Origin of the sequence: Microbacterium sp. MPKO10 (assembly GCF_026107415.2) — a bacterium.
GTDB lineage: Bacteria > Actinomycetota > Actinomycetes > Actinomycetales > Microbacteriaceae > Paramicrobacterium.
Window position 1 is genome coordinate 460,538 of sequence record NZ_JAPCHX010000005.1, and the last position, 25,686, is coordinate 486,223.

17 protein-coding genes are annotated in these 25,686 nt (G+C 62.5%); 6 read left to right on the forward strand and 11 right to left on the reverse strand.

Annotated elements, in window-relative coordinates; translation table 11 throughout:
- Positions 1-26 precede the first annotated feature (26 nt).
- Positions 27-1,097 carry a helix-turn-helix domain-containing protein gene (locus OK352_RS13170; RefSeq protein ID WP_265141947.1) on the forward strand — a complete coding sequence of 357 codons (1,071 nt, stop codon included), beginning with the start codon at positions 27-29 and terminating at the stop codon, positions 1,095-1,097.
- Here OK352_RS13170 and OK352_RS13175 read toward each other — a convergent pair.
- The gene (locus OK352_RS13175; RefSeq protein WP_265141948.1) at positions 1,045-3,132 is read right to left on the reverse strand and encodes an oxidoreductase; all 2,088 of its coding nucleotides are present in this window, start codon (positions 3,130-3,132) and stop codon (positions 1,045-1,047) included. The two genes, OK352_RS13170 and OK352_RS13175, sit on opposite strands and share 53 nt — an antisense overlap.
- Before the next feature lie 75 nt (positions 3,133-3,207).
- On the opposite strand from OK352_RS13175, the gene OK352_RS13180 reads away from it, so the two are divergent.
- Together OK352_RS13180 and OK352_RS13185 are read left to right on the forward strand one after the other, a co-directional pair.
- Positions 3,208-3,858: a maleylpyruvate isomerase family mycothiol-dependent enzyme gene (locus OK352_RS13180; protein ID WP_265141949.1), complete on the forward strand. Its 651-nt coding sequence runs from the start codon at positions 3,208-3,210 to the stop codon at positions 3,856-3,858.
- A 29-nt stretch (positions 3,859-3,887) separates the two neighbouring features.
- Positions 3,888-4,397: a GNAT family N-acetyltransferase gene (locus OK352_RS13185; RefSeq protein WP_265141950.1), complete on the forward strand. Its 510-nt coding sequence runs from the start codon at positions 3,888-3,890 to the stop codon at positions 4,395-4,397.
- 236 nt (positions 4,398-4,633) lie between these two features.
- On the opposite strand, the gene OK352_RS13190 is transcribed toward OK352_RS13185, so the two are convergent.
- From OK352_RS13190 to OK352_RS13205, 4 genes are all read right to left on the reverse strand, one after another.
- Positions 4,634-6,310 (reverse strand): glycoside hydrolase family 13 protein, encoded by a 1,677-nt coding sequence (locus OK352_RS13190; protein WP_265141951.1) that lies wholly within the window; start codon positions 6,308-6,310, stop codon positions 4,634-4,636.
- Between the two features lie 65 nt (positions 6,311-6,375).
- Positions 6,376-7,257 carry a carbohydrate ABC transporter permease gene (locus OK352_RS13195; RefSeq protein WP_265141952.1) on the reverse strand — a complete coding sequence of 294 codons (882 nt, stop codon included), beginning with the start codon at positions 7,255-7,257 and terminating at the stop codon, positions 6,376-6,378.
- Positions 7,258-7,274: 17 nt separating this feature from the next.
- Complete coding sequence (locus OK352_RS13200; RefSeq protein WP_265141953.1) at positions 7,275-8,186, reverse strand: carbohydrate ABC transporter permease; 912 nt, start codon at positions 8,184-8,186, stop codon at positions 7,275-7,277.
- The gene (locus tag OK352_RS13205; RefSeq protein WP_265141954.1) at positions 8,183-9,481 is read right to left on the reverse strand and encodes an ABC transporter substrate-binding protein; all 1,299 of its coding nucleotides are present in this window, start codon (positions 9,479-9,481) and stop codon (positions 8,183-8,185) included. Before OK352_RS13205 ends, OK352_RS13200 begins: the two co-directional genes overlap by 4 nt.
- 145 nt (positions 9,482-9,626) lie before the next feature.
- On the opposite strand from OK352_RS13205, the gene OK352_RS13210 reads away from it, so the two are divergent.
- The 3 genes from OK352_RS13210 (at position 9,627) to OK352_RS13220 (ending at position 11,601) form a co-directional block, all read left to right on the forward strand.
- Complete coding sequence (locus tag OK352_RS13210) at positions 9,627-10,841, forward strand: ROK family protein (RefSeq protein ID WP_265141955.1); 1,215 nt, start codon at positions 9,627-9,629, stop codon at positions 10,839-10,841.
- Positions 10,842-10,928: 87 nt separating this feature from the next.
- The gene (locus OK352_RS13215) at positions 10,929-11,231 is read left to right on the forward strand and encodes a 4a-hydroxytetrahydrobiopterin dehydratase (RefSeq protein WP_265141956.1); all 303 of its coding nucleotides are present in this window, start codon (positions 10,929-10,931) and stop codon (positions 11,229-11,231) included.
- Between the two features lie 4 nt (positions 11,232-11,235).
- Complete coding sequence (locus OK352_RS13220) at positions 11,236-11,601, forward strand: META domain-containing protein (protein WP_265141957.1); 366 nt, start codon at positions 11,236-11,238, stop codon at positions 11,599-11,601.
- Between the two features lie 42 nt (positions 11,602-11,643).
- Here OK352_RS13220 and OK352_RS13225 read toward each other — a convergent pair whose 3' ends face one another.
- The 6 genes from OK352_RS13225 to OK352_RS13250 form a co-directional block, all read right to left on the reverse strand.
- Positions 11,644-15,219 carry a TM0106 family RecB-like putative nuclease gene (locus OK352_RS13225; protein WP_265141958.1) on the reverse strand — a complete coding sequence of 1,192 codons (3,576 nt, stop codon included), beginning with the start codon at positions 15,217-15,219 and terminating at the stop codon, positions 11,644-11,646.
- Positions 15,220-15,367: 148 nt separating this feature from the next.
- Positions 15,368-16,090: a hypothetical protein gene (locus OK352_RS13230; RefSeq protein ID WP_265141959.1), complete on the reverse strand. Its 723-nt coding sequence runs from the start codon at positions 16,088-16,090 to the stop codon at positions 15,368-15,370.
- A gap of 12 nt (positions 16,091-16,102) precedes the next feature.
- Positions 16,103-16,984: an ABC transporter ATP-binding protein gene (locus OK352_RS13235; RefSeq protein ID WP_265141960.1), complete on the reverse strand. Its 882-nt coding sequence runs from the start codon at positions 16,982-16,984 to the stop codon at positions 16,103-16,105.
- Positions 16,981-17,340 carry a GntR family transcriptional regulator gene (locus tag OK352_RS13240; protein ID WP_265141961.1) on the reverse strand — a complete coding sequence of 120 codons (360 nt, stop codon included), beginning with the start codon at positions 17,338-17,340 and terminating at the stop codon, positions 16,981-16,983. Before OK352_RS13240 ends, OK352_RS13235 begins: the two co-directional genes overlap by 4 nt.
- A 249-nt stretch (positions 17,341-17,589) precedes the next feature.
- Positions 17,590-24,225 (reverse strand): hypothetical protein, encoded by a 6,636-nt coding sequence (locus OK352_RS13245; protein ID WP_265141962.1) that lies wholly within the window; start codon positions 24,223-24,225, stop codon positions 17,590-17,592.
- A gap of 74 nt (positions 24,226-24,299) precedes the next feature.
- Positions 24,300-25,625, reverse strand: coding sequence for a hypothetical protein (locus OK352_RS13250; protein WP_265141963.1), 1,326 nt, complete (start codon positions 25,623-25,625; stop codon positions 24,300-24,302).
- Positions 25,626-25,686 lie beyond the last annotated feature (61 nt).

Sequence of the window (25,686 nt, forward strand, 5' to 3'; positions counted from 1 at the left end):
GCCACTTGAGCGCTCAGAGTGAGGATATGAATCACAACGAACCTACCCTCCACTCCATTGGCGACGTTGCACAGCGCACTGGGCTCAGCGTCAGCGCCATCCGGTACTACTCCGACGAAGGGCTCGTCACCCCGACAGAGCTGACGGACGGCGGGCATCGCCTCTACGACATCGATGCGATCGCCCGCCTCGAGTTCATCCGAACGCTTCGGGATCTCGAGACAGACCTGACCCACGTGCGGCGAGTCCTCACTGGGGCAACATCGCTGCGTGACATCCTCGCCGAGCATCTCGAAACCGTCGAGAAGCGCACAGACAAACTCCTGACGAAACGCGCCGTACTGCGCGCGCTCGTCCGGGCGGAGAGCACGGCCGAGCGCGCGCAGCTGCTGCAGAAGCTTGTCACGATGCCCGACGCCGACCGTGAGCGTCTGATCGATGACTTCTGGAGCGACGTCTCTGCGGGGCTCCCCTCTGCCGCACTCACTCGCTTGGACGGCGTAAGACCGCTGCTGACCGCCGACCCGACGCCCGCGCAGCTCGATGCCTGGGTCACTCTGGCGGAGCTGCTCGGTGACGAGCAATTCAGACATGCGACGCGGGAATACCTTCACGACACATACACGCACGGCGCGGGAGAAGAGATGTCTGCCCCCGGCGTTCAGGAGCACATCGAATCGACGGGCGCAGACCTGACGCAGAAGTTGGGCGCCGCCCACGCGGCAGGCCTGAGCGCAGACGACGCACATGTGCTCGAACTTGCGACGCAGTTCGTGGAGCAGACCGCGCAGGCCGTCGGCGCGAGCGTCAATGACGAACTGAGGATGCGGCTGGCAGATCGCTACCGCACCATCAGCACCCTCGCCCTCGAAACGGTGAACGATACCGGTTACCGGGCAACCGAGGGGCTCTATCTCGAGCTGGTCGCGATTATCAACGACGAGCAGAATGACGATACTGCCCTCTCGGATGCTGCACGCGGGAGCTCCGCCGAAGGGCACGGCCTCGACCTGCGCGCCTTCGGGCCGTGGCTCGCTGATGCCATCAGCGCAACTCTCCCGAGATTGACACCGAAGTCGAGCCAGACGGCCCAGTGACGGCGCCCAGCGAGAACGCGGCCTCGAAGCCGTCGAAGATCGCCGCGTCGATGGTGCGGGGTGCCCGCGCGTCACCGACCACCGTCGTCGGGCTCTCGAGACGAGAACCGTCGAACGGCACCTGCTCGCGCGGTGTCACCAGCACGATCGTGCCGGCCCCGACGACGCGCTCGCGCCCGGAACGCAGGTCTCGGATCGTCGCCTGCGCAGCATCCGGATCATAACCACTGACGGTGGTGGACTCGGCGATCTCGAACGAGCCCTCCCCCGGCAGCGCGCCCGGCGTGCCCGGCACACGGTAGAGCCGCCTGTGCAGATGATCGCGATCCTGACTGCCGCGAATAAACGGGAACGCCGTGTCGAAACGGGTCACCAGCCGCGCATCATTCGCCGCTGCGGCGACGGCGAGCGCGACTCCCGAGGCATACGGGGTTCCATCGTGGTCGACGATGACGACGGGACTCTGCAGAAGCTCGGGCCTCTCGACGGCCTGCCACGCGGTCAACACTCCGGGCTCCGCGGCGATATCGGCGAGCGCGGTTGAGGCGGCATCCGCCACACTGGTCCCGTGCTCGGCCGGGCGCGACCCTGTGGCGACGATGACGCGGTCGAACCGCTCGGGCGCCGCAGAAAGCTGCGCGGGCGTGACACGTGTTCCGAACCGGATGTCGAGACTGGCCGCGTCACGCGTGAGATCGTCGACCAGCAACCGGATGCTGTCGCGCCCCGGAACGCGGGCGGCGAGGTTCAGCTGCCCGCCGAGGTGCTCGGTCGCCTCGAACACCGTGACCCGATGCCCGTTGTTTCGAAGCTCGATTGCCGCTTTCAACCCCGCTGGCCCCGCACCGACGACGGCCACACGCAGTGCTTCAGCGACAGCATCCGGCACCGACCTGCTCGCCTCGCGCCCGACCGTCGGGTTGACGGTGCAGCTCATGGGCAGCCCGTTTCCGGTCCGCGCGAGGCAGCCCTGATTGAGGCGGATGCAGTGGGTCACCGGTGCGCCGGAACGCAGCTTCGTTGCGAGATCGGGATCGGCGATCTGCGCGCGCGTAAGGGCCACCATGTCGGCGACGCCCTCGGCGATCACATCGCGTGCGTCGTCGACCGTCGCAGCAGCGCCGACGCCGAACACCGGGATGTCGGCATTGCGCTGCTTCACAGCGGCGACGTCGTCATGCAGCCAGGCCGCGGGCATCGCCGAGGAGGGAAAGACGTAGTGCACTTGGTGGTATTCGCCACCCGCGAGGTTGATGTAGTCGATGCGCACGTTCGCGCGCAGGTGGTCAATGATCGCGAGGCAGTCCTCGCGCGAGAGACCCGCGTCAGCGAACTCGTTGGCGACGATGCGGATGCCGACGACGGCCTCGTCGCCCACCCGCTCGCGCACTCCCCGCAGCACCTCGAGGGGAAACCGCGCTCTCTCCGGCATCCCGCCACCGTATTCATCGGTGCGCCGGTTGTAGAGAGGCGAGAGAAACTGATGCAGAAGATACCCGTGCGCCATGTGCACCTCGACGCCGTCGAAACCGCCGCGCAGGGCGTTCTCGGCCGTGACCGCCCAGCCGTCCGCGAACGCGGCCAGGTCGGCTGCGGTCGCCGCGACCGTCGCCGCACCCGTTGAGGGAGACACCAGCCGGCTGGCGCTGAACACCGGGCGCGGGCCGTCAGGACCATCCGGAGATGCCTGGGCGCCATGGTGATTGAGCTGCGCAAAGATCTTGGCACCGCGCGTGTGAACAGCATCCGTCAACGCTCGGTCTGCATCGACAATGTCGCGCCGCCACCCATCGACGAAACCGCGAATCGCACTGGAGGGGTGCACAAACCGGTTGCCCGCGATGAACAGCGCCGTACCGCCGTCGGCGCGGCGCGCGAAGTAGTCGATCTCCTGCCCAGACTCACGGCCGCCCACGGCATACAGCTTGGAGTGCGCCGCCTGCATCAGCCGGTTGCGCACCGTCACGGTGCCAATGCGCAGCGGTGAGAACAGTGGGTCGGATGCGTCGCCGCCATGTTCCTGAACAATGCTCATGCGTTCACTCTAGGATGCTGTTGATAGTGATCGGCGCAGGGTCGCAGCCCTGACACGAGAACGCACGGGAGCGACATGTCGACCTTGTCCGACAACGAGTTGTGGGCACATATCCATGCCGAGCGCGCGAGACTCGCAGAAGACCTGTCTCGACTCAGCCGGGAGCAGTGGCGGCACGAGACGTTGTGCGGTCAGTGGGACGTCGAGCAGGTTGTCGCCCACCTCACCGCCGCGGCGAGCCTTGGCCAGTGGCGGTGGCTGCGCAGCATGCTCGGCGCTCGGTTTCGCCCCGACGTGCACAATCAACGCCGACTCGACGAGTATCGGGGCCAGACTCCCGCTGAGACTCTCGACACGTTCACGGCCGTCGTCAACGCCACCGTCGCCCCGTCAAAAGACATCGCCGCCTACCTCGGCGAGGTCGTGGTTCACGCGACCGACATCCGCCATCCCCTCGGAATCGACAATGTCCCGAGCGTCGAGGCACTGACGCCGGTCGCGCACTTCTTCGCACGGCGAAACTTCACTGTCAACAGTCGCACGCTGGTTTCCGGACTCCAGCTTCGCGCGATCGACGGCCCGTTCGCCGCGGGCGAGGGGCCGCTCGTCCGTGGGACGACGCTCGCCCTGGTGATGAGCATGGCCGGCCGCGCCGCATTTCTCGACGACCTTGAGGGCCCCGGTGTCGCAACGCTGCGTCATCGCATCACAAACGCGTCCGGCTGACGACAGGTCGTGGCGCTAAGCTCTGGGCTGTGAGCGCCCGAGAGTATTCCATTCGCCGCACCGTCGAGTCAGACTGGCGCAACGTACGTGAGTTGCGCCTGGAGATGCTCCGCGACACCCCGATCGGCTATGCCGAGTCATACGACACCGCCGCTGCTCGTGGCGAAGCCGAGTGGCGCATGCGCGCGGCGCGAGGAACAGCGGAGCACGGCATCGTTCTTGCCGCCATCGATACCGCCGGCCGCTGGGTCGGGACGATGGGCGGATACGTGCCGGAGCATGAGGTCCATCCGACCCTCGTCGGCGTGTACGTTGCTCCCGCTCACCGGGGTCGGCGTCGCGGAGTCACCGATGCACTTCTTGAGGCGATCGAGGACTGGGCGCGGGCGGAGAGCACCCGGTTGACCCTCCACGTGCACGAAGACAATGCGCGTGCGCGAGCGGCGTACGAACGACGTGGGTTCGTGCAGACCGGCCACACCGTTCCGTACAGCCTCGACCCCCGCAGACGTGAGCTCGAGATGATCAAGCGGCTCTGACGGTCACTCGCCCGCCGGGCTGAACTCCCGCGAGTCCCGTGGGGCGGTGCCCGCAGCCCCCTGCGGTTGCACACGGCAGTTCATATGGCCCAAATGGTCATTTGTGACGGTCTGAAGCGTGCATTTGCGCCACCTGAACGGCAGACACTGGACTGCTCGCCGGACGCCGATCAGGCCTTCAGTCGCCGGACGCCGGACGCCGATCAGGCCTTCAGTCGCCGGACGCCGGACGCCGATCAGGCCTTCAGCCACACCGTCGTCTCACCGGGAAGCGTGTCACCGGCTAGCGGCCCGCTCGACACGAGCACGGTCCCCGCGGGCAGGGCCACGGGCTCCGTGCCGAAGTTCGTCACGACCTCCCAGCCGTTCGGACGACGGAAGTGCAGGACGTCCGGGGCATCGGCCTCCACCCACTCGAGCTCCTCAGCGGTCTGCAGGTCGTCACGCAGTTCGAGCGCACGGCGGTAGAGGTTCAGGGTCGACGCCGGGTCGCCCTCTTCCGCCTCGACAGACACGGAGCCGAACCACGCCGGCTGCGGCAGGTGCGCCTCGCCCGACCCGAAGCCGAACGACACGCCCTCCCGCGTCCAAGGCAGCGGCACGCGGCATCCGTCTCGACCCGGATCAACACCGGGATTGCGGAAGAACGCAGGGTCCTGGTGCTCTTCAGCCGGAATGTCGGCGACCTCGCCCAGCCCGAGCTCTTCGCCCTGATAGAGGTACGCCGATCCGGGGAGACCGAGCATAAACAGGGATGCTGCGCGGGCACGCCGCAGCCCCGTGGTGACGTCAAGCTCCGGCGTCGTTCCGCCGGACAGCAGCCATTCGGTTCCCTGCTTCACGTCGCGGCCATGACGCGGCGGCAGCCCGTACCGCGTGGCGTGCCGCACGACATCGTGGTTCGAGAACACCCACGTCGTCGATGAGCCCGCGGTCTTCGCCTCGGCGAGGTTCGTGCTGACGATCTCAAGGAACGATCCGGCGTCGAAGTCTGCCTCGAGCAGATCGAAGTTGAATGCTTGGCCGAGCTCGGTCGGGCTGGCATATCGGGCACGGCGCTCGGCAGACGCCACCCAGGCCTCGGCGACGGCGATGCGCGGCGGGTCGTACTCGTTGAGCACCTCACGCCATTCGGTGTAGATGTCGTGCACCTCGTTGCGGTCCCAGATCGGATGCTGTCCGTCCGTCGTCGGCGTGGCATCGAGTTCCGCCTGGGTGGGCAACACCTCGGGCAGTTCTTTCGCGCAGCCGTGTGCCACGTCGACGCGGAAGCCGTCAACGCCTCGATCGCTCCAGAAGCGCAGTGTGGTGAGGAAGTCCTCGTGGACGTCGCGGTTCTTCCAGTTGAAGTCGGGCTGCTCCGAGGCAAAGAGGTGCAAATACCACTGGCCGTCGTCGACGCGTGTCCAGGCCGGTCCCCCGAACATGGAGACCCAGTCAGAGGGCGGCAGCTCACCGTTCTCGCCCAGCCCCTCGCGGAAGATGTACCGGTCGCGCTCTGCCGAGCCCCGCCCGGCGGCGAGCGCCTGCTGGAACCACTCGTGCCGATCGGAACTGTGGTTGGGAACGATGTCGACGATCAGTTTGATGTTCGCCGCGTGCAGGGCCGAAACCATCTCGTCGAAGTCGTCGAGCGTACCGATCTTCGGGTCAACGTTGCGGTAATCGTCAACGTCGTAGCCGCCGTCGGCGAGCGCTGACGGGTAGAACGGGCTGAGCCACACGGCGTTGACGCCGAGCTTCGCTAGGTACGGAACCCGGCTGGTGATGCCGACCAGGTCGCCAATGCCATCGCCGTTCGCGTCCGCGAAGCTGCGCGGGTAGATCTGGTACACGGTGGCTTGGCGCCACCAGGTGCACTCGTTCGCCTGGTCGGCGTGGTCGGCCGCCTTGCTGTCGATTACGGTCGTCATCGGTTGTTCTGCCTTTCCTGGATCCTGGGTATGTGTGTAGCGCGACTGCCGAGCATCACTGTCGTTTAGCCTTTCACAGCTCCTTGTGTGACACCCTCCATAACCCAACGTTGAGCAAACAAGTACGCGATGATTGCGGGAGCCATTGCCATCAGGTACGACGCGAACGCCACGTTGTAGTTGTTGCTGAACTGGGTCTGAAACAGGTTCTGTCGAACCGGGAGCGTTTGCAGATCGGGATCGGAGATGATGAGGGAGGGCATCATGAAGTCATTCCATGCGTACAGAAATGCGAAAATCCCCACGGTCGCACTCATCGGTGCCAACAGAGGGAAGATGAGCTTCCAAAACGTCTGCCATGTTGATGCCCCGTCGATGCGTGCACTCTCCTCCAACTCCATCGGAATGGAACGGAGAAAAGCGGTGAAGAGCAGCACGCTGAAGCTGAGCTGAAACATGGTGGCGAGGATGATGACCCCGAGCGGATTGTCGAGTCCAACACGGCCCGTGAGCTGAATCTGCGGCAAGGCTACGACGGGGAAGGGGATGAACATGGCCGCGAGGAGATAGTAGAACGACCATCGGAACAAGCGCTTGTCCCAATTGCGCATGATCGCGTACGAGGCGAAGGCGGCCAGGATAATCGTGGCGACAACCGTTCCCGCGGTGACGATGACCGACATCGCCAAGCCGACGGGAAACTCGGTGAGCTGCCACGCATCGATAAACCCTTGAAGGGAGAACGGCATAGGTAGTGAGAAGGCATTGCCGTCAACGGCCTGCTCCGAGGTCTTGAATGCCATCGACACCGTTACGTAGAGAGGTAGCACAACGGTAACGGCACAGAGCACGAGAATGACCGTGCCGGACAGGTTTGCGCGTGCTCTTCCGAAGCGAGACCACGATGATCGCCCGTCAATAGTGAGCAGACGGGTGCTATTTGGCATGCTGGTACGCGTGGACATCAGAGTGTGTTCCTTCCGCGAGTAACTGAAAGCTGCAAGAGTGCGACGAGAATCGCGACGACGAAGAATATTGTCGCGTTTGCCATTTGGTAGGCGTAGTCGCCGCCATTGAAGCCGGCGATAATTGTCATCGCGACGCTTCGTGTCGACGTTCCAGGCCCACCGTTTGTGAGTCCAACGATGATGTCGTACGCGTTCAAGAAGTTCTTGAAGCCCAGAATCACGTTGATGACGACATACCCCACCATCAGCGGGAGCGTGATTTGCAGAAGCTGCTGCGACTTCGAAGCGCCATCGATATCTGCAGCCTCATAGACATCGCTCGGAATAGCGAGAAGGCCCGCAATATAGATGAGCAGTGCCCCCGGAACCGCCTGCCACGCTGTAACAATGACAATCGCGGTCCAGGCAAGGTCCGGATTGGCCAGGATGCTTGTCGATAAGTAGGGAATCCCCAGTGCAGCTCCTGCGCCCGGCAGGGAGTTCGAAAAGAGGAAGTTGAAGACGTAGGCGATGATGATTCCGGACACGACCATGGGAATCACGAAGATGGCGCGGAGCCCAGCCTTCATGCGAATTCGAGACGTCAGCCCGACCGCGAGGAGGAAGGCGGCCACGTTCACAACGATGACCGTTGCGACCGAGAACCCGAAGGTGAACACGTAGCTCTCCATAATCGCTGGATCGCCGAACGCGGCAATGTAATTGATGAGGCCGATGAAATGCCAATCACCAATTCCGATCGAATCGGTGAAGCTAAAGAATATTCCGACGATGCCCGGGACTGTGACAGCGAGTGTGAACAGAATCAGGCTCGGCAGCAGGAAGAGAAAATAGATCGGTTCGACGCGACGCTTAGAGAGTGGCGCCGTCGGCCGATTTCGCGTGACGATGCGTGCGGTGGTCGTCATTTCGCTGGCTCCTCAGATTCGCTCGATCGCGCAGGCTGACGGAATGCGAGCCGTGACCAGTCGGCATCGAGCGTGCTTAACACGCTCTCCGTGTCAGCACCAAGCATGATGGACTGGGCGTAGTTAAAAACGGGAATTGTCTTTGGAATCAAGACGGAGGGCCCCTGATAGATCTTGCTGTCGTTGTAATACGGAATCATCCCGGCAATGCGCGGATCTGACGGATCAGGAGCGTCTTTGGTCGGGATAAACCCCAGCTGGGACTCGTTGTACTGCTGGATGATCTCGGGTTGAAACAGGTACTCGAGAAAGTCTCGCGCGGCGTCCTTGTGCTGCGAGCCTTCGGGGATCATGGCGGCAAGGTCGACGTTAACACGCACACTCAGATCCGTTGGATCCTCAGTCATGGGCAGCGGGAAGGTGCCCAGTTCGAGATCCGGGTCGGTCTTCGCGATCTCGCTGAACGCCCACGGACCCTGCAAATACATCGCTGCTTGACCCTTGGCGAACGCCAGATTGCCGTCACCGTACCCTCGACTTGCGGCGTCCACGTTAGTGTACGAGTTGCCAAGCTCGACGATCTTCTCGAGCGATTCTGCAAAATCCTTCTGGAAAGATGTCGTCGAATTCGGTCCGACTTCGTCGCCTTCACTCTCGAGGCGTTCGAAGAAGTCGATGACATCAAGGCTCCCACCGATGGCGTAGTCAAACCAGCCCTGTCCCACGGTCCAGTCGTCTTTGAATGTGGCGTAGAACGGGGTTACGCCTGAGCCTTTCAGCGTCTCGCAAACCGCCACGAGTTCGCTCCAAGTTCGAGGGACGTCGAGATCATGCTCGGCAAAGACCTTCTTGTTGTAGATCACGGATGCCGCCATGATCGAGTACGGAAGTGCACTTGTCCGGCCTTCGCAATGGCCGTACTGGTCCATGTACGGCTGGAGGTCAGGTCGGATGCTGTCGGCTGCTTGTGTGCTCGACAGGTCACTCAGTGCACACCGCTCGATGAATCGGGAGACCTCCATGTTGTAGTTGGCTAGCATCAAGTCGGGTGGGTTTCCACGGACGAAACTGGCTGAGACCACATCGACACCTGACGTGTCCAGCTCGACGGTGACGTCTTCCTGCGATGCGTTGTACTCGGCAACCAGGTCGGTCATGAATGAGATCGCCTCGCGCTTGCTGAAGGTGAAGCGGACGGTCTCAGAGCCGTCCATGCTGCAACCTGTCAGTAAGCTGCCCGCGATAGCGAAACCGAGCGTTGCGGCAAGTGTTCGCACGACACCTTTTACTCTCATAGACACCGTTGTCCCTTCAAATCACATTAGATTTAGATACTAAATGTAATGGCACAATTTATCTTGTGTCAATCTCGACGCGGCACACATCGGAGTTGATTCATCGCTACGATCAAGGAAGGTAGATCGAGAGGAGGGCAGTGCAATGGCGCAAGAGCAGCCCGTGTCAACCCGTGGCCCCCTGAACGCCTCAGCGATCCTCAGGTTCGCGTGGGACTCCCCAGCGTTCACTGCGAGCGACGCAATGAGTGCGACGCACCTCACCCGTTCGACAGTTATTGCGCTCTGCGATCTGTTGGTCGCTGAGGGCTGGCTTCGAGAGCTTGAGAATGCGCGAGCGGCCGGCGAATACAGCAAGGGTCGCCCCGCACGCCGGTACGTACTCCGCGCCGATGCGGGGGTCGTTGTCGGATTGGATGCTGGACAACACCACCTGACCGCCATCGTCAGTGACCTCAGCGGACGCGAGTTGGCTCGTGTGCAGTCGTCAGCGAACCCAGATTCCGACATCGCCCGCGAACGACTCGCTGCCGCCGATGGAAGCGTAAACGGCGCCCTTCAAAAAGCGGGCGTGACTTCCGATCGCGTCCTCTGCATCGTTGTGGGGGTCCCCGCCCCGACCGATGCTGATGGCCATTCGCCTGAAGGTCAGAATAGCTTCTGGCGGATCATGAATCCTGGCTACGCCGAGCACTTCTCGAAACGAGGATGGCCGACCGTGGTAGAGAACGATGCAAATCTTGCCGCGATCGCAGAAGGATGCCGCGGACGAGCTGCGGGTGCCTCGTCGTTCGTCACTTTGCTCTCGGGCGAACGATTCGGAGCGGGTTACGTCGTCGACGGGCGCCTCGTTCGCGGCGCGCAGGGGGGAGCAGGCGAAATGCGGCTTTTGTCACTCGTCGAAGGTGTCGGATCACCGGATGGGATCGGCGCGCTGGCACGTGACTGGCTCCACAAGGCCATCGCGCAAAACGTCGTGCCTCCTTCCAGCGCCCTGGCTGGGCTCCCAGAACACGAGCAGGATGCACGGACGGTCTTCCGCGCAGCCGACGCCGGTGATTCGTTCGCACTCTCGATCATTGATCGCATTGCCGAGCGACTCGCACGCATCTGCGCGGTTCTCGCTGGTTTACTCGACGTGGAGCGAATAGTTGTCGCAGGTGCCGTGGCTACGAGCATCGGACCGCTTCTGGAACGCACAGCTCGTCGGCTTACTGAGCTCACTCATCCACCAGCGCCCGAACTCACCGCGTCGACACTGAGCGACAACGTCGTTAGCATCGGCGCCGTCGCCCACGCCCTCGAGTATGCACGGGACCACGCACTCACCATGACCGTTGCCCCGCCGACCTCCGCCTAATCAAAACGCGTCCGTATCTTTCCCCACATCGCCATTTCGTGAGCGCACCCCCTGTTGCCCGCGCGCTTCCCGACGTAGCCTGAGGGCATGGTCGATCGAATCAGCGCAGAAGAGTTCAGTGAGGCTCCCGGCGTCGCTGACTGGGAGGCAGACGAGGCGAGCGCCACTGCCACGTTCGCGACGGGGACGTTCTCAGACGGAGTCTCGTTCGTCGACGAGATCGGGGCTCTTGCGGATGCCGCCGAGCACCACCCCGATGTCGAGCTCACGTATCCGGCCGTCACCGTCACCCTCACCACACACGAGGTCGACGGTCTGTCGGAACGCGACGTCGATCTGGCGAGGCAGATCTCGCAGGTCGCACACGACAGCGGCATCCACGCCACGTGATCCCGTGCCGGTGATCAGGCGACAGATACGGATGCTGGCGGGCGCCGCCGCGCTGGCACTCTGCCTGACAGCATGCTCGTCGGGCGAGGAGGTGTTCCCGGGCTCGTGGGGAAGCGATGCGACGGGCGAACCGAGCCTCACGATCGACGACGACAGCTCGTTCGAGGGAACCGATGGCTGCAACCATCTCTCGGGGCAGGGCACGGTCTCTGGTGACACGTTTCGATTCGGGAACTTCGTCACCACGCTGAAGGCCTGCGAGGGGGTCGACCAGTGGTTGGCCAAGGCCGACACGGCACAGGTCATCGACGGTGACCTCGTCGTCTACGGGCAGGACGGCGAGAAGATCGGAACGCTCGCCGGCGAGTAGCCCAGCACAGCGGGTTCCGGCTCCACTCAATTGTCGCCGACGTTACTCCGTACGTGCGCCGCCGTGCTCCACAAGCCGGATGAATGCGCTCAGCTGCGCCAACTCGTCGGGCGTGTGCGGCAGGTAGTCGACGAGCGCGGGCGACGAGACGAGGTATGCCGCCCACTGCGCGCGGGAGATCGACACGTTCAGCCGATTCTTCATCAACAGAAATCCCATACCCCTCGGCGCTTCTGACGAGTCGGATGCTGCAAGGCTCACGATCGCGATGACGGCTTCCTGCCCCTGGAACTTGTCAACGGTTCCCACGCGGATGCGCGTGTAGCCCGCCCGATCGAGTGCGACACGGATCTCGCCCACCTGCGCGTTATACGGCGAGACCACGATGATGTCTCGTTCGGTCAGTGGATCCCTCTCACGGTTGTCATCGGGATCCGTCCAGGCACGACCGAGATTCTCGCGCACGATGTCGACGACGCACGCGGCCTCCTGCGGTGATGACGTCGCGTTTCCGGTGTGCTCGATCGCGCGCATGTGCAGCCCGGGTTCGAGACCCGCGAGGTGACGAGCCCCCGCACACGCGTGTGAGCGAAGCGCTCCGTCGTATGACAGTTCAGACACAACGGCGGTGACTTCGTCGCGCATCCGCCTACTCTCGGCAAGAAAGTAGCCGAGGTCGTCGGGCAGCACGTCGTGACCGGCGCTCACCCAGCCAAGCGCTGACTCGTCAACGGGCTCGGGATGCGTGCCCTGACTCACTTGGGGCAGCTGCTGCGGGTCGCCGAGAAGCACGAGGTTGCGTGCGGCAACGCTCGCGGCGATCGTCGATCCGAGAGAATACTGCCCGGCTTCGTCGACGACGAGCAGATCGAGGTCGCGGCGGCCGACGTACGCGGGGTTGCTGAATGTCCATGCGGTGCCGCCGATCACGTAGCCGGTGGCCGCGTGATCAAGCCCGAATGTCAGATATTGCTTTCGGTCGAGCGCCGTGAATGCGTGGTCAGCGTCATCGCCCTGTTTGAGTGCCTTGCCGACCAGTGACGCGTCGAGTCCCGCGCTCGTCACGACCCGGTCGAGAACGTTCTCGACGACGGCGTGCGATTGTGAAACGACTCCGATCTTCCACTTGTGCTTTCGCACGAGTTCGGCGATGAGATGCGAGGCGAGGTAGGTCTTGCCCGTTCCGGGCGGGCCCTGCACGGCAAGGTATGAAGTGTCGAGATCACGCACGGCAGCCGCCACATCGACTACGTTGTCGCCGGAGCGCGGCAGAGAACCGCGGTGCGTACGAGGTGGAACGCGCCGCAGCAGGTCGAGCACGGGATCGTGCGGAAGCGCTGCGGCAATCGCATCGGGGTCGGATGCCGGTGTCGCCCCGGCCTCGGTGAGGGCGGTCAGAATGTTCTGCCCCCACCAGGCAATCGCGTCGACCTGCGTTCCCGGGTGGGGTGGGCTTTCGGGCGTGAGGGCGACGGGCATCACTGTGTACGGGTCAACGCCCTTGGCGAGTGTCTCTTCAAGCAGCATCCGCCCGTCATCGAAGACCTCGAGAACGGTGACGGTCTTGGCGAGGCGCGCGCCGGGATCTCCGCGCTCGTCGTGCCACGGCCCGGGGTAGTCGTAGAGGGCGGAAGGTTTGGCTCCCGGTTTCACCGTGCTTCCCGGTGCCCACGACCCACGCACGATCAGGTGTCGTCGGTCGGAGCGTTGCTTGCCCTCGCGATGCCAGTCGCGGTCGAGCACAGCCCGCTCGATCACAAAGCAGTCACGGGTGTCGGCCCACTCATCGATCGGTTCGGCGGGCCGCGAGTAGTGACCCCACCAGAAGCTCTTCTGCTCGCGTCTGTGGTAGTCGATCGCTGCCGCGGCGATGCCGAGCGCCCTCTGATCTCCCGTGCGATCAATCGCAAGCGGGTCGCCGCCGAATGTCACGAGCTTCTCGTGCAGCGGCGACGGTTCGATCTGGACGTCGTCGCGATCGTCAGTGGTGAGCGACTGCACTCCCGCATCGCGAGCGAGGCCGAGCAGCCAATCGCGCAGCCGCAGCGTCGAGACGCAGTCGTACTCGTTGTAGTCGGCGATCGACTGCAGCATGCGCTGCGCCTCGGCCGCGGCATCCGAATCTCCCGCCTGCCCCGCGGCCCTCAGTGCGCTGAAGTCGGCATACTCGGTGATCGAATCGCCCGCGTTTGTGACGTCGCCCTCGCGATGCTCGTCGCCCATGTACAGCGGTTCGAGCTTCTTGATCGAATACGACCGCGACCCGACGCGCACGCTGTGGCGCACGATCGGGTAGAGGTCGACGAGCACGTGAGCGCGCAGCAGCTCATCGACGTATGCCTCACCCACGCCGTGCCGCCCGGCAAGCGACAGCAGGTGCGTGCGCTCATACGACGCGTAGTGGTAGATGTGCATATTCGGATGCTGTTCCCGCCGACGCCGCACGTAACTGAGAAAGTCGAGCAGGGCCTGGCGCTCCTCGACGAAGCTGTGCGCCCAGAAGGCTCTGAAAGTGCCGTCTGACTCGATGAGACCGAACAGATAGTCGAGCCCCCATTCAGTCATTCCGTCACCGCGCGCCTCGCTATACAACGGATCTCCCTCGAAGTCGAAGAAGATGTCTCCGGGGTCGGGCTGGGGAATCGCGGCTAGTGCGGCAGGATCGACAACGCGCACCGCGGGGGCCGCGTGCCCCTGTCCGCCGACAGCATCCGTCCCGTGGCTTTCACTCTCACGCTGAAGTCGTGCCTGTTCGCGCAGGCCCGTGAACGTCGCCTCCGTCATGTCGGGAACGGGACCGGATGCTGTCGCGAGCGCGTCAATCGTGTCGATTCCCGCTTCGAGAAGTCGCGTCCGCTGCCGGGTGCTGAGCCCCGCGACGAGCAGAACATCGCGATGCTCGTGCACGGCCTCCTCGCACTGATCGCATCGCCCGCATGCGACATACCGTGCATCACCCCACGCCAGGGCGTCTGACGCCGCGAGCCGCTCATCGATGATGCGGTGCAGGCGGGCAACGCGACGTCGGTAGACGGGAATGATGTCGGCAAGACGGTGTTCGCTGTGGCTGCCATCGCCGAGGATCAGCCGTGCTATCGGTGAGACCCGGATGCCGAGAGCCGCCATCTTCTCCCCATATGCCGCGAGCTGCAGCAGTGCCGTGATCTTCGCCGACCGCGCGAGTTTCGTATCTTGCACCTCGTAACTGCCGTCTGGGGTGCGCACGATGAAGTCGGCGAATCCCACGAACGAGCCGTCCCAGAAGGTGGCTTGAAAGACCACGTCGGCGCCTGTTTCGAACGCGGAGAGCGTCGCGTCGGCGGCATCCTGGAGGTGCTCTGCCGACATCGATGCAGGGCGGTCGATCTCGACGACGCCCGTGCCAAAGCGATCACGATACTCCTGCAGCACGCGCGCTTCGTGCTCGTCGCCCAGCGCTGACGTTCGACGGTTCATGGCATCGCGTTCTTCAACGATAGGAGCGATGCGTCCAAGCTTCCCGTCAAGCTTCCGCAAGAACGCCCACTCGCAGGTCGACGCCTGTGTGAGGTCGCTCGCGCTCGTCACTACGTGGGGCGTGCCGTGGGCAGCATCCGCCGGTTCAGAGCGCAGAAACACGAAGACCTCCTCAAAACGCACGACGGTGTGCCGTGCATCATCAGGTTAGAGGCTGGCACCGACACCCGAGGAGGGTGAGCGTTCGCTACGGCAGCTGGCCCGGCGTGCGTGCGCACACCGGGCCAGCTCTCGCGAGGGCGACCGCTCCTTAGCGAGCCTGTGCTCTGCGTACCAGAATCGCCCACGCCACGGCACCGATGATTCCAATCGCGAGAACCACGCCCATCCAAGGCACCCATCCCATCGAGAGCAGAGAAAAGAGCCACGCCGCAAACTCGTCATTGAGAATGGCGCCCATGACGGCGCACAGACCAGCGAGCATGAACAGGGCAAGAAGAATCCAGAGCGAGAACTGCCCCCAGCGATTGACCATGGTCGTCGCAGCAGCACCGACGAACATGAACGCCGAAATGACCAGAAATGTCTGGATCAGCGTCTGCCAGGCGGGCCCAACACCCGTGTAGAAGACGTCGAAGAATCGGATGTGGAGGCCCCAGCCGGTGGTCGCCTCTTCAATCACTTTGCCGATCGTCACGACGACCGTGAAGATGGCGGCGAGCCCCAGAAACACCAGAGCGGTGCCGCGTGCGAACTCGCGCCGCGTCAGCCCGAGACCGGTCGCGAGCGGGAAATACTGGGTCATCGCCGCGATGCCAAAACCCATGAGTGGCCCGAGTAAGGCGAAGATCGCGCCGTTCCATCGCATGCCCTGGTACATGTCTGTGAGGTCCGAGGCGCTGCTGGTGACGCTGTTCGCGATGATCCCGACAACGAGGATGACGGCGAACGAGAAGCTCATGATCATGAGCGGCTGCCCGATGACCGTAAAGCGGTTAGCGGTGTGCAGGTTCACAACTGGTCGAATTCGCATGATTCCTGACTTTCACGCAGTGACGGTGGAACGCTGAGCGTCCGTCGTCAGATGGACGATGAGGTTTTGAAGCGAGACGGGAGACACTGACAGATCTGCGCGCTGGGCAGCATCCTGATCTCCCTCGTTCGCGATGAGCGTGGCAGACGCGAGCCCACCCATGCGCTCCTGAGCGATGACCTCGCGGTTTGCGACGAAGGCGTCGACGTCGGCGGCGCGACCCGAGATTTGAATGGCGTGTCCGCGGAGTTCCTCGGTGTCGCTGTCCAACAGCACACGACCCTCGTCGAGGACGACGACGTGCTCAAGCAGGTTGGCCGCTTCATCGATGTGGTGGGTCGATAGCACGACCGTGCGGGGATACTCGGCGAAGTCAGAAAGCAGGCGGTCATAGAAGATCTGGCGGGCGACAGCATCCAGACCCAGGTAGGGTTCGTCGAAGAAGGTCAGCGGTGCACGCGAGGCCAGACCAATGATGATGCCGATCGCACTGAGCTGACCGCGCGAGAGTTTCTTGATGAGCCGCTTGGTCGGCAGGCGGAAATCGTCGACAAGACGCCCGGCAAAAGAGTCGTCCCAGTTGGGGTAGACGGATGCTGCGACGGTGAGCACGTCTCGCGCTCGGAACGTGTCGGGGTACTTCTGGCTTTCCTGGATGAAGCAGGTCTGCGCCAAGATCTCAGCGTTCTCCACCGGATTCTCACCGAAGACCGTCATCGCGCCTTTCGTAGCGAAGATCTGCCCCGTGAGCAGCTGCATGAGCGTGGTTTTTCCGGCGCCGTTGCGGCCGAGAAGCCCGTAGATGCGGCCGGGCTCGAGGTCGATCGTGACGCCATCGACCGCGCGGACGTCTTTGTACGTCTTGGCGAGATCACGCGTAGATATCGCGGTCATGATTGTGCCTCTTTCGTGATCAGAGCGATTAAGTCTTTAGTGCTGATGCCGAGCTTCGCGGCCTCATGTACAAGAGGGGCGACGTACTCTGCGGCGAACGACGTCTGCCGTGATTCCTTCAGCTGGCGCGTGGCGCCGGTTGCGACGAACATGCCGATTCCCCTCCTCTTGTAGAGGATTCCGGAGTCCACAAGGCGATTGAGCCCTTTGCCGGCCGTGGCCGGGTTGATGCGGAGGAAGGCAGCGAGCTCGTTTGTCGAGGGCACGGCCGTTTCTTCCGGGTATGTGCCGTCGAGGATGTCGTTCTCGATCTGCTCTGCGATCTGAACGAACAACGGGCGACTGTCATCAAGCATCCTGTGTGACTCCTCGTTGGTTCATTACTCAACTAATGAACCATAGAACCTAACTCATGTCAAGATGATCGCTGAGATTCGTCGGCATCGGCAGTCACGGAAAGCCGCACGCATCGAAGCGCCCATGGAGTTGCCGTCTTACGCGCGACAAAGACAACTGCGCCCGAGTAGCGGCGCAGCACTAACCTGCTTTCCAGACAGGCAAACGGGCGGTCGCCAGAATTGGCAACCGCCCGTCGGCCAGGGGTCCTAGCGGCGCTTGAGCGACCGCTTGCGACCCACCAACTTCACCCCCACTCCGAGCAGCAGCATCAAAGCTGCAATTCCGAGAATCGCGGCCCCACCATCGGGACCAGTCGCAGGGAGCTCATCCCCTACGGCGCCGTTCTTCCAGGCTTCCGAGCTGTCGGAGGAAGCATCGTCGCCCGCGTTCTGTGAACCGGCCTGCTCACCTCCTGTGACTCCAGCTTCGGAGCCGTCGGAACTGTTCTCGTGATCGCCCGAGTCCCCGGTGTTCGAATCATCGTCACCGGAATTGCCCGAGCCCGAGTTGTCAGAATCTGAGCCATCAGAGCCTGACCCGTCGGAATCTGAGTCATCAGACCCAGTCCCGTCAGAATCTGAACCATCAGACCCAGTCCCGTCAGAATCTGAACCATCAGACCCAGATCCGTCGTTGGACGAGGAGTCGTCCGTGGTGCTGTCTCCAATAATGGAGATCGGCGAGTCCCCCACCGTCACCGGAATGTCGATGACCGGGGCGATAATCGTGTCTCCAAGGATGCCGTCGCCGGCGTCGCCACTGTCGGCATCGCCCGAGTCGGCACCGTTGTCGTCAGATTCACCGTTTCCAGCGCCTCCGTCACCAGCACCGTTCTCACCGATGTCGCTGTCTCCAGCATCGCTGTTTCCCGTGTCGCTGTCTCCAGAGTCACCGTCGTCAGCGGTATCGTCACCGGCATCGCTGTCACCAGCGTCACTGTCACCGGTGTCACCGTTGTCAGCGTCACCGTCGTCAGCAGCACCGTCACCAGCGTCACCGTCAACACCGTCATCAGAACCGGACGACGTCGAATCACCAATCACTGAGATCGGCGAGTCCTCCACCGTCACCGGAATCGAAACAACAGGGCCGGCAATCGGCCCGGTCGTCGAACTGTCATCAGTTCCGTTCTCACCGGTATCACTGTCTCCAGCATCGCTGTTTCCCGTGTCGCTGTCTCCAGAGTCACTGTCACCAGCGTCACCTTCGTCAGCAGCACCGTCACCAGCATCACCGTCATCAGAACCGGACGACGTCGAATCACCAATCACTGAGATCGGCGAATCCCCCACCGTCACCGGAATCGAAACAACAGGGCCGAGGTCATCAAGTGAACCTTCACTTCCTCCTGGAAGAACGTCGCCGATAACACCCGAGGGCACATCGGTTACGTCCTCCGGCAACCCCGGAAGACCGCCATCGAAGATGCCATCAACAATGTCTCCAGGCAAAGCCGGAAGGTCACCATCGACGACACCAGGAACAACGTCACCGATAACGCCCGAAGGCAAGTCGATCACGTCACCCGGCAGACCAGGCAAACCCGGAAGACCACCATCGAGAATGCCATCAACAACGTCCCCCGGCAGAGCCGGAAGATCGCCACCAAGGACACCATCGACAACGCCCGAAGGCAGATCGATCACATCCCCCGGAAGGCCACCATCGACAACACCAGGAATCAGGTCACCAAGCGAACCATCAAAGATCCCACCAGGCAGACCCGGAAGACCCGGAAGACCGCCATCGAAGATGCCATCAACGACACCAGGAACAACGTCACCGATAACACCCGAAGGCAGATCGATCACATCCCCCGGAAGGCCGCCATCGATAACACCAGGAATCAGCTCCCCAAGCGAACCATCAATGACGTCACCCGGCAGACCCGGAAGGTTGCCGTCGAAGATGCCATCAACAACGTCCCCCGGCAGAGCCGGAAGATCGCCACCAAGGACACCATCAACAACACCCGAAGGCAGGTCGATCACATCCCCCGGAAGGCCACCATCGACAACACCAGGAATCAGGTCACCAAGCGAACCATCAAAGGTCCCACCAGGCAGACCCGGAAGACCCGGAAGACCGCCATCGAAGATGCCATCAACGACACCAGGAACAACGTCACCGATAACACCCGAAGGCAGATCGATCACATCCCCCGGAAGGCCGCCATCGATAACACCAGGAATCAGCTCCCCAAGCGAACCATCAATGACGTCACCCGGCAGACCCGGAAGGTTGCCGTCGAAGATGCCATCAACAACGTCCCCCGGCAGAGCCGGAAGATCGCCACCAAGGACACCATCAACAACACCCGAAGGCAGGTCGATCACATCACCAGGCAGGCCCGGAAGCCCCGGAAGACCGCCATCGAAGATGCCATCAACGACACCAGGAACAACGCCATCAACGATGCCCGAAGGCAAGTCGATCACATCACCCGGCAGGCCAGAAAGGCCGCCATCGATAACACCCGGGAACAGGTCACCAATCGAACCATCAAAGATCCCACCAGGCAGACCCGGAAGACCCGGAAGGTTGCCATCGAAGATGCCATCAACAATGTCTCCAGGCAAAGCCGGAAGGCCACCATCGAAAACTCCATCAACGACACCCGGAACAACGTCACCGATAACGCCCGAAGGCAGATCGATCACATCGCCCGGAAGCCCCGGAAGGCCACCGTCGACAACACCAGGAACCAGGTCACCAAGCGAACCATCAAAGATCCCACCAGGCAGACCCGGAAGACCCGGAAGGTTGCCGTCGAAGATGCCGTCAACAATGTCTCCAGGCAAAGCCGGAAGGCCACCATCGAAAACTCCATCAACGACACCCGGAACAACGTCACCGATAACACCCGAAGGCAGATCGATCACATCGCCCGGAAGCCCCGGAAGGCCACCGTCGATAACACCAGGAAGCAGATCCCCAAGCGAACCATCAATGACGTCACCCGGCAGACCAGGCAGACCCGGAAGGTTGCCATCGAAGATGCCATCAACGACGTCCCCCGGCAGAGCCGGAAGATCGCCACCAAGGACACCATCGACAACACCCGGAATCAGATCCCCAAGTGAACCATCAATGACGTCACCCGGCAGACCCGGAAGGTTGCCGTCGAAGATGTCATCAACGACACCCGGGACGACGCCATCAACAATGCCCGAAGGCAGGTCAGTCACGTCACCAGGCAGATCCGGCAACCCCGGAAAACCGCCATCGAGAATGCCATCGAGAATGCCATCAACGATGCCCGAAGGCAGGTCGATCACATCACCAGGCAGGCCCGGAAGACCCGGAAGGTTGCCATCGAAGATGCCATCAACAATGTCACCAGGCAGTCCCGGAAGACCGCCGTCGATAACACCCGGAATCAGATCCCCAAGTGAACCATCAAAGATTCCACCAGGCAGACCAGGCAATCCCGGAAGACCGCCATCGAAGATGCCATCAACGACACCCGGAACAACGTCACCGATAACGCCCGAAGGCAGATCGATCACATCGCCCGGAAGCCCCGGAAGGCCACCGTCGATAACACCAGGAAGCAGATCCCCAAGCGAACCATCAATGACGTCACCCGGCAGACCCGGCAGAACCGGAAGGTTGCCATCGAAGATGCCATCAACGACACCCGGAACAACGTCACCGATAACGCCCGAAGGCAAGTCGATGACATCACCCGGAAGCCCCGGAAGGCCACCGTCGACAACACCAGGAAACAGATCCCCAAGTGAACCATCAATGACGTCACCCGGCAGACCAGGCAAACCCGAAAGGTTGCCGTCGAAGATGCCATCAACAATGTCACCAGGCAGACCCGGCAACCCCGGAAGACCGCCATCGAGAATGCCATCAACGATGCCCGAAGGCAGGTCGATCACATCCCCCGGAAGGCCACCGTCGATAACACCAGGAATCAGGTCACCGAGTGAACCATCAAAGATTCCACCAGGCAGACCAGGAAGCCCCTGAAGGTTGCCATCGATAACACCAGGAATCAGGTCACCAAGCGAACCATCAAAGATTCCACCAGGCAGACCACCATCGAGAATTCCATCAACGACACCCGGGACGACGCCATCAACGATGCCCGAAGGCAAGTCGATCACATCACCCGGCAGGCCAGAAAGGCCGCCATCGATAACACCCGGGAACAGGTCACCAATCGAACCATCAATGACGTCACCCGGCAGACCCGGCAGCCCCGGAAGGTTGCCATCGAAGATGCCATCAACAATGTCTCCAGGCAAAGCCGGAAGGCCACCGTCGAAAACTCCATCAACGACACCTGGAACAACGTCACCGATAACACCCGAAGGCAGATCGATCACATCGCCCGGAAGCCCCGGAAGGCCACCGTCGACAACACCAGGAAGCAGATCCCCAAGCGAACCATCAATGACGTCACCCGGCAGACCAGGCAGACCCGGAAGGTTGCCATCGAAGATGCCGTCAACAACTCCAGGAAGCAGGTCACCAAGCGAACCATCAAAGATTCCACCAGGCAGCCCCGGAAGGCCACCGTCGAAGATGCCATCAACAATGTCTCCAGGCAAAGCCGGTAGACCGCCATCGAAGATGCCATCAACGACACCCGGGACGACGCCATCAACGATGCCCGAAGGCAAGTCGATCACATCACCCGGCAGCCCAGAAAGGCCGCCATCGATAACACCCGGGAACAGGTCACCAATCGAACCATCAATGACGTCACCCGGCAGACCCGGCAGCCCCGGAAGGTTGCCATCGAAGATGCCATCAACAATGTCACCAGGCAGTCCCGGAAGGCCACCGTCGATAACACCAGGAATCAGGTCACCGAGTGAACCATCAAAGATTCCACCAGGCAGACCCGGAAGACCCGGAAGGTTGCCGTCGAAGATGCCGTCAACAATGTCTCCGGGCAGAGCCGGAAGGCCACCGTCGAAAACTCCATCAACGACACCTGGAACAACGTCACCGATAACGCCCGAAGGCAGATCGATCACATCACCCGGAAGCCCCGGAAGACCACCATCGATAACACCAGGAATCAGGTCACCAAGCGAACCATCAATGACGTCGCCCGGCAGCCCCGGAAGGTTGCCATCGAAGATGCCGTCAACAACTCCAGGAAGCAGGTCACCAAGCGAACCATCAAAGATCCCACCAGGCAGACCAGGCAGCCCCGGGAGGTTGCCATCGAAGATGCCATCAACAATGCCCGAAGGCAGATCGATCACATCACCAGGCAGGCCCGGCAACCCCGGAAGATTGCCGTCGATAACACCAGGAATCAGGTCACCAAGCGAACCATCAAAGATTCCACCCGGCAGACCAGGCAAACCCGGAAGGCCACCGTCGAAGATGCCGTCGACAACTCCCGGGACGAGGTCGCCGATAACGCCCGAAGGTACATCGATCAGATCACCCGGAAGGTCCGGCAGAATCCCACCGAGAACGCCATCAACAGCATCCGGGAGCAGACCGCCGACATCCACCACTGGCGGGTAAATGTCGTCGCCCGGGAACGTCGGAACGTATCCCGGAACAATGTCTCCCACGAGCCCGTCAACGACATCGCCCGGCACAACGCCGCCGACGACTCCGCCAACGACACCGGGGATCACCCCAGCAACGTCGCCTGACGGGACATCACCAGCATCACCCGGAAGCATCGGAACGTCACCCAGGATGCCGTCCACGAGACCTGGAATGATTCCAGTAGCGTCGCCAGAAGGCACCTCCGTGTCTTCCCAACCAACGGACACCGATCCGGAAACCGCACCGGATGTCGCATCAGCTCCGATGGAAACACCAAGATCGCCCAGCGAGACCGGGAGGCTGATTCCGCCTGACACCGCTGTGTCACCGGCAGTACTGTCATCGCCAGGGAAAATTTCCCCCACGATGCCCGTACCGATGTTCACGTCGACATTCGTCCCAGACTGTGATGTGTCCCCTCCGATCGACACCGAAAATCCGTCATCGGTAAGAGGCAAATTCACAACGACACCAGCCGTCGATCCGTCATTCGATCCACTCCCTGGAGGAGTGTCCGAATCATCGGTGGGCGGAACCTCACCGTCATCAGCGGGTGGATCAGTGCCCTCTGTCGGTGGAGCCGACCCATCCGTTGGCGGCCACTCGTCGCCAGCCGGTGGGACTTCCCCACCAGTCGGAGGCAGGATCCCACCAAGCGGCGGGAGCAAGTCACCTACCGGTGCCAGCACCTCGTCAAGAGGTGGAACCACACCGCCTGTGGGCGGAACAGCGTCGTCAGCTGGCGACGTTTCGTCGTCTGCCGGAGGTGTTTCGTCCTCGGCGGGCGGCGCGTCGTCCTCCGCAGGAGGCGTCTCGTCATCAGCCGGCGGCGTTGAATCCTCCGCTGGAGGAGTCGTGTCCTCAGCAGGCGGAGTCTCATCCGCGGGCGGCATCGAGTCCTCTGCAGGAGGCTCCGTGTCCTCCGCAGGCGGTGTTGTGTCGTCCGCGGGCGGCGTTGAATCCTCCGCTGGAGGCGCTGTGTCCTCCGCGGGTGGAGTCGATTCCTCCGCAGGCGGAGTCGCGTCATCCGCAGGCGGCGTTTCCTCCGCAGGCGGTGTTGTGTCATCAGCAGGCGGCGTCGCGTCGTCTGCCGGAGGTTGAGACCCGCCACCAGTTGCCGACGACACGATGTCATCGACAGCATCCGTCGCGGTGTCTGTCACGTCCGTGACGATGTTCGTGACGCAGCCACAGGCCGTGTCATCGTCATCGGGCGGAGACTCTGCGGCATTCGCCGCAGTCGCGCCGAAGAATATTATTCCTCCGGCGAGCAAGGTGCCATAGAGACACCTTGTCAAGGTTCGTTTCATTTCTCTCTCCTGATCGAAATCGGACCCATCGCGCAGATGGGTTGCGCATCGCCGCAATGGCGACTGCGCGCCCGTCAATCAGGAGAGCAAGTGAGAGTAAGTGTCAAAGATTCTGGGATGACGTCGTCATCGACGAGACCCGAAAGGATGCTGTCGCCCGCGACGACCGCGCCACTGGAGAGCTGGTCCGCAACCGGGCCCGTTGCGCCTGCGGAGCCGCTCGCGGTCGCGAGGCTTCCGCTGGTGAGCGTTCCGCGGGACGGAGCCGGTGCGGTCGGAGTCGGCTGCTCCGCGTCGCTGGACGAGTGAACGGCACTCGAGTTTGAGGGCGCCGGGTGGAAGGCACTGACCGACACACGTGACGCATCGGTCGTCGTGCTCTGCACAGTCGCTTCTTCGGCAGTCGCAACTGCTGCGTCACCAGAGTCCTGAGCACCCGTCTGCGTCGCCGATTCCACAGCCGCAGTCGCCTCCGACAGCGGTGAAGTAGCGTCCGTGACGCCGTAGACAGCTGTCGACACCGTCTGGTCGACGGTGACGGTCACAGCATCCGTCGTCTGTGTCGCCGTCGTCACGACATCTGAGACAAGTGGATCGAGAACCTCGGAAAGCGCGCCGGTCGTCGACGTTACGATGCCCGTTCCGACGACATCGCTAAGGCCGTCTCCGACAAGCGGCAGGCTCGCAACGAGCGGGTCGACAACAGAATCGACTGCCGTCGCGACTGGGGCCGTGACATCGTTGATGACGGTGTCAGATACGACAGATTCAACGGCGCCCGTGACCGACTCGGTCGGCGCGTCCTCAGCCTCCTCGGCGTCTGTCGGTGCGTCAGCTGATTCTTCTGCCGACGCGTCTGTCGTTTCTTCGTTCTGCTCGCCGGCCGCATCGTCTGCGGCTTCAACATCGTCAGCAGGGGGAGCCTCGTCTACAGGCTCATCCTCTTCTGCCGGCGGAGCATCATCAGCAGGGGGTGTCTGCCCCGAGCTGGAATCTGAGTCCTCAACCGGTGTGCTCGACGCCTCATCCGACTCGGACGGAGCCTCCGACTCGTCGGCGGGCGGAGCAGAATCTTCAGCGGGAGGCGCATCGTCTGCCGGCGGTGCGGGCTGCTCGGCCGGCGGTGTGACAGCATCCGTGACGCCATCAACAACATCGACGACCTCATCGGTTGCGGCATCGACGACGTCAGACACTGGGTCGGTCACGTCGTCAGTCACTGCGTCGGTGACCTCGGAGACGACGTCGCTGACGCTAGTGCTCGACTCGTCTTCGCCCTCATCGGCAGACGCCGGCGAAGCACCGAAGAACAGCTGTGCGAAGAACCACACAAGAGCGAGGGCACCTGCCGCGACAAGCACACGGGTGATATGGAATTCACCCCATGTCGCGGATTTCACGAGCTCCACCCCCGAAGCTGGCTCTCAAAATGCCGTTACTCGACAGGATGCCACGACAAGT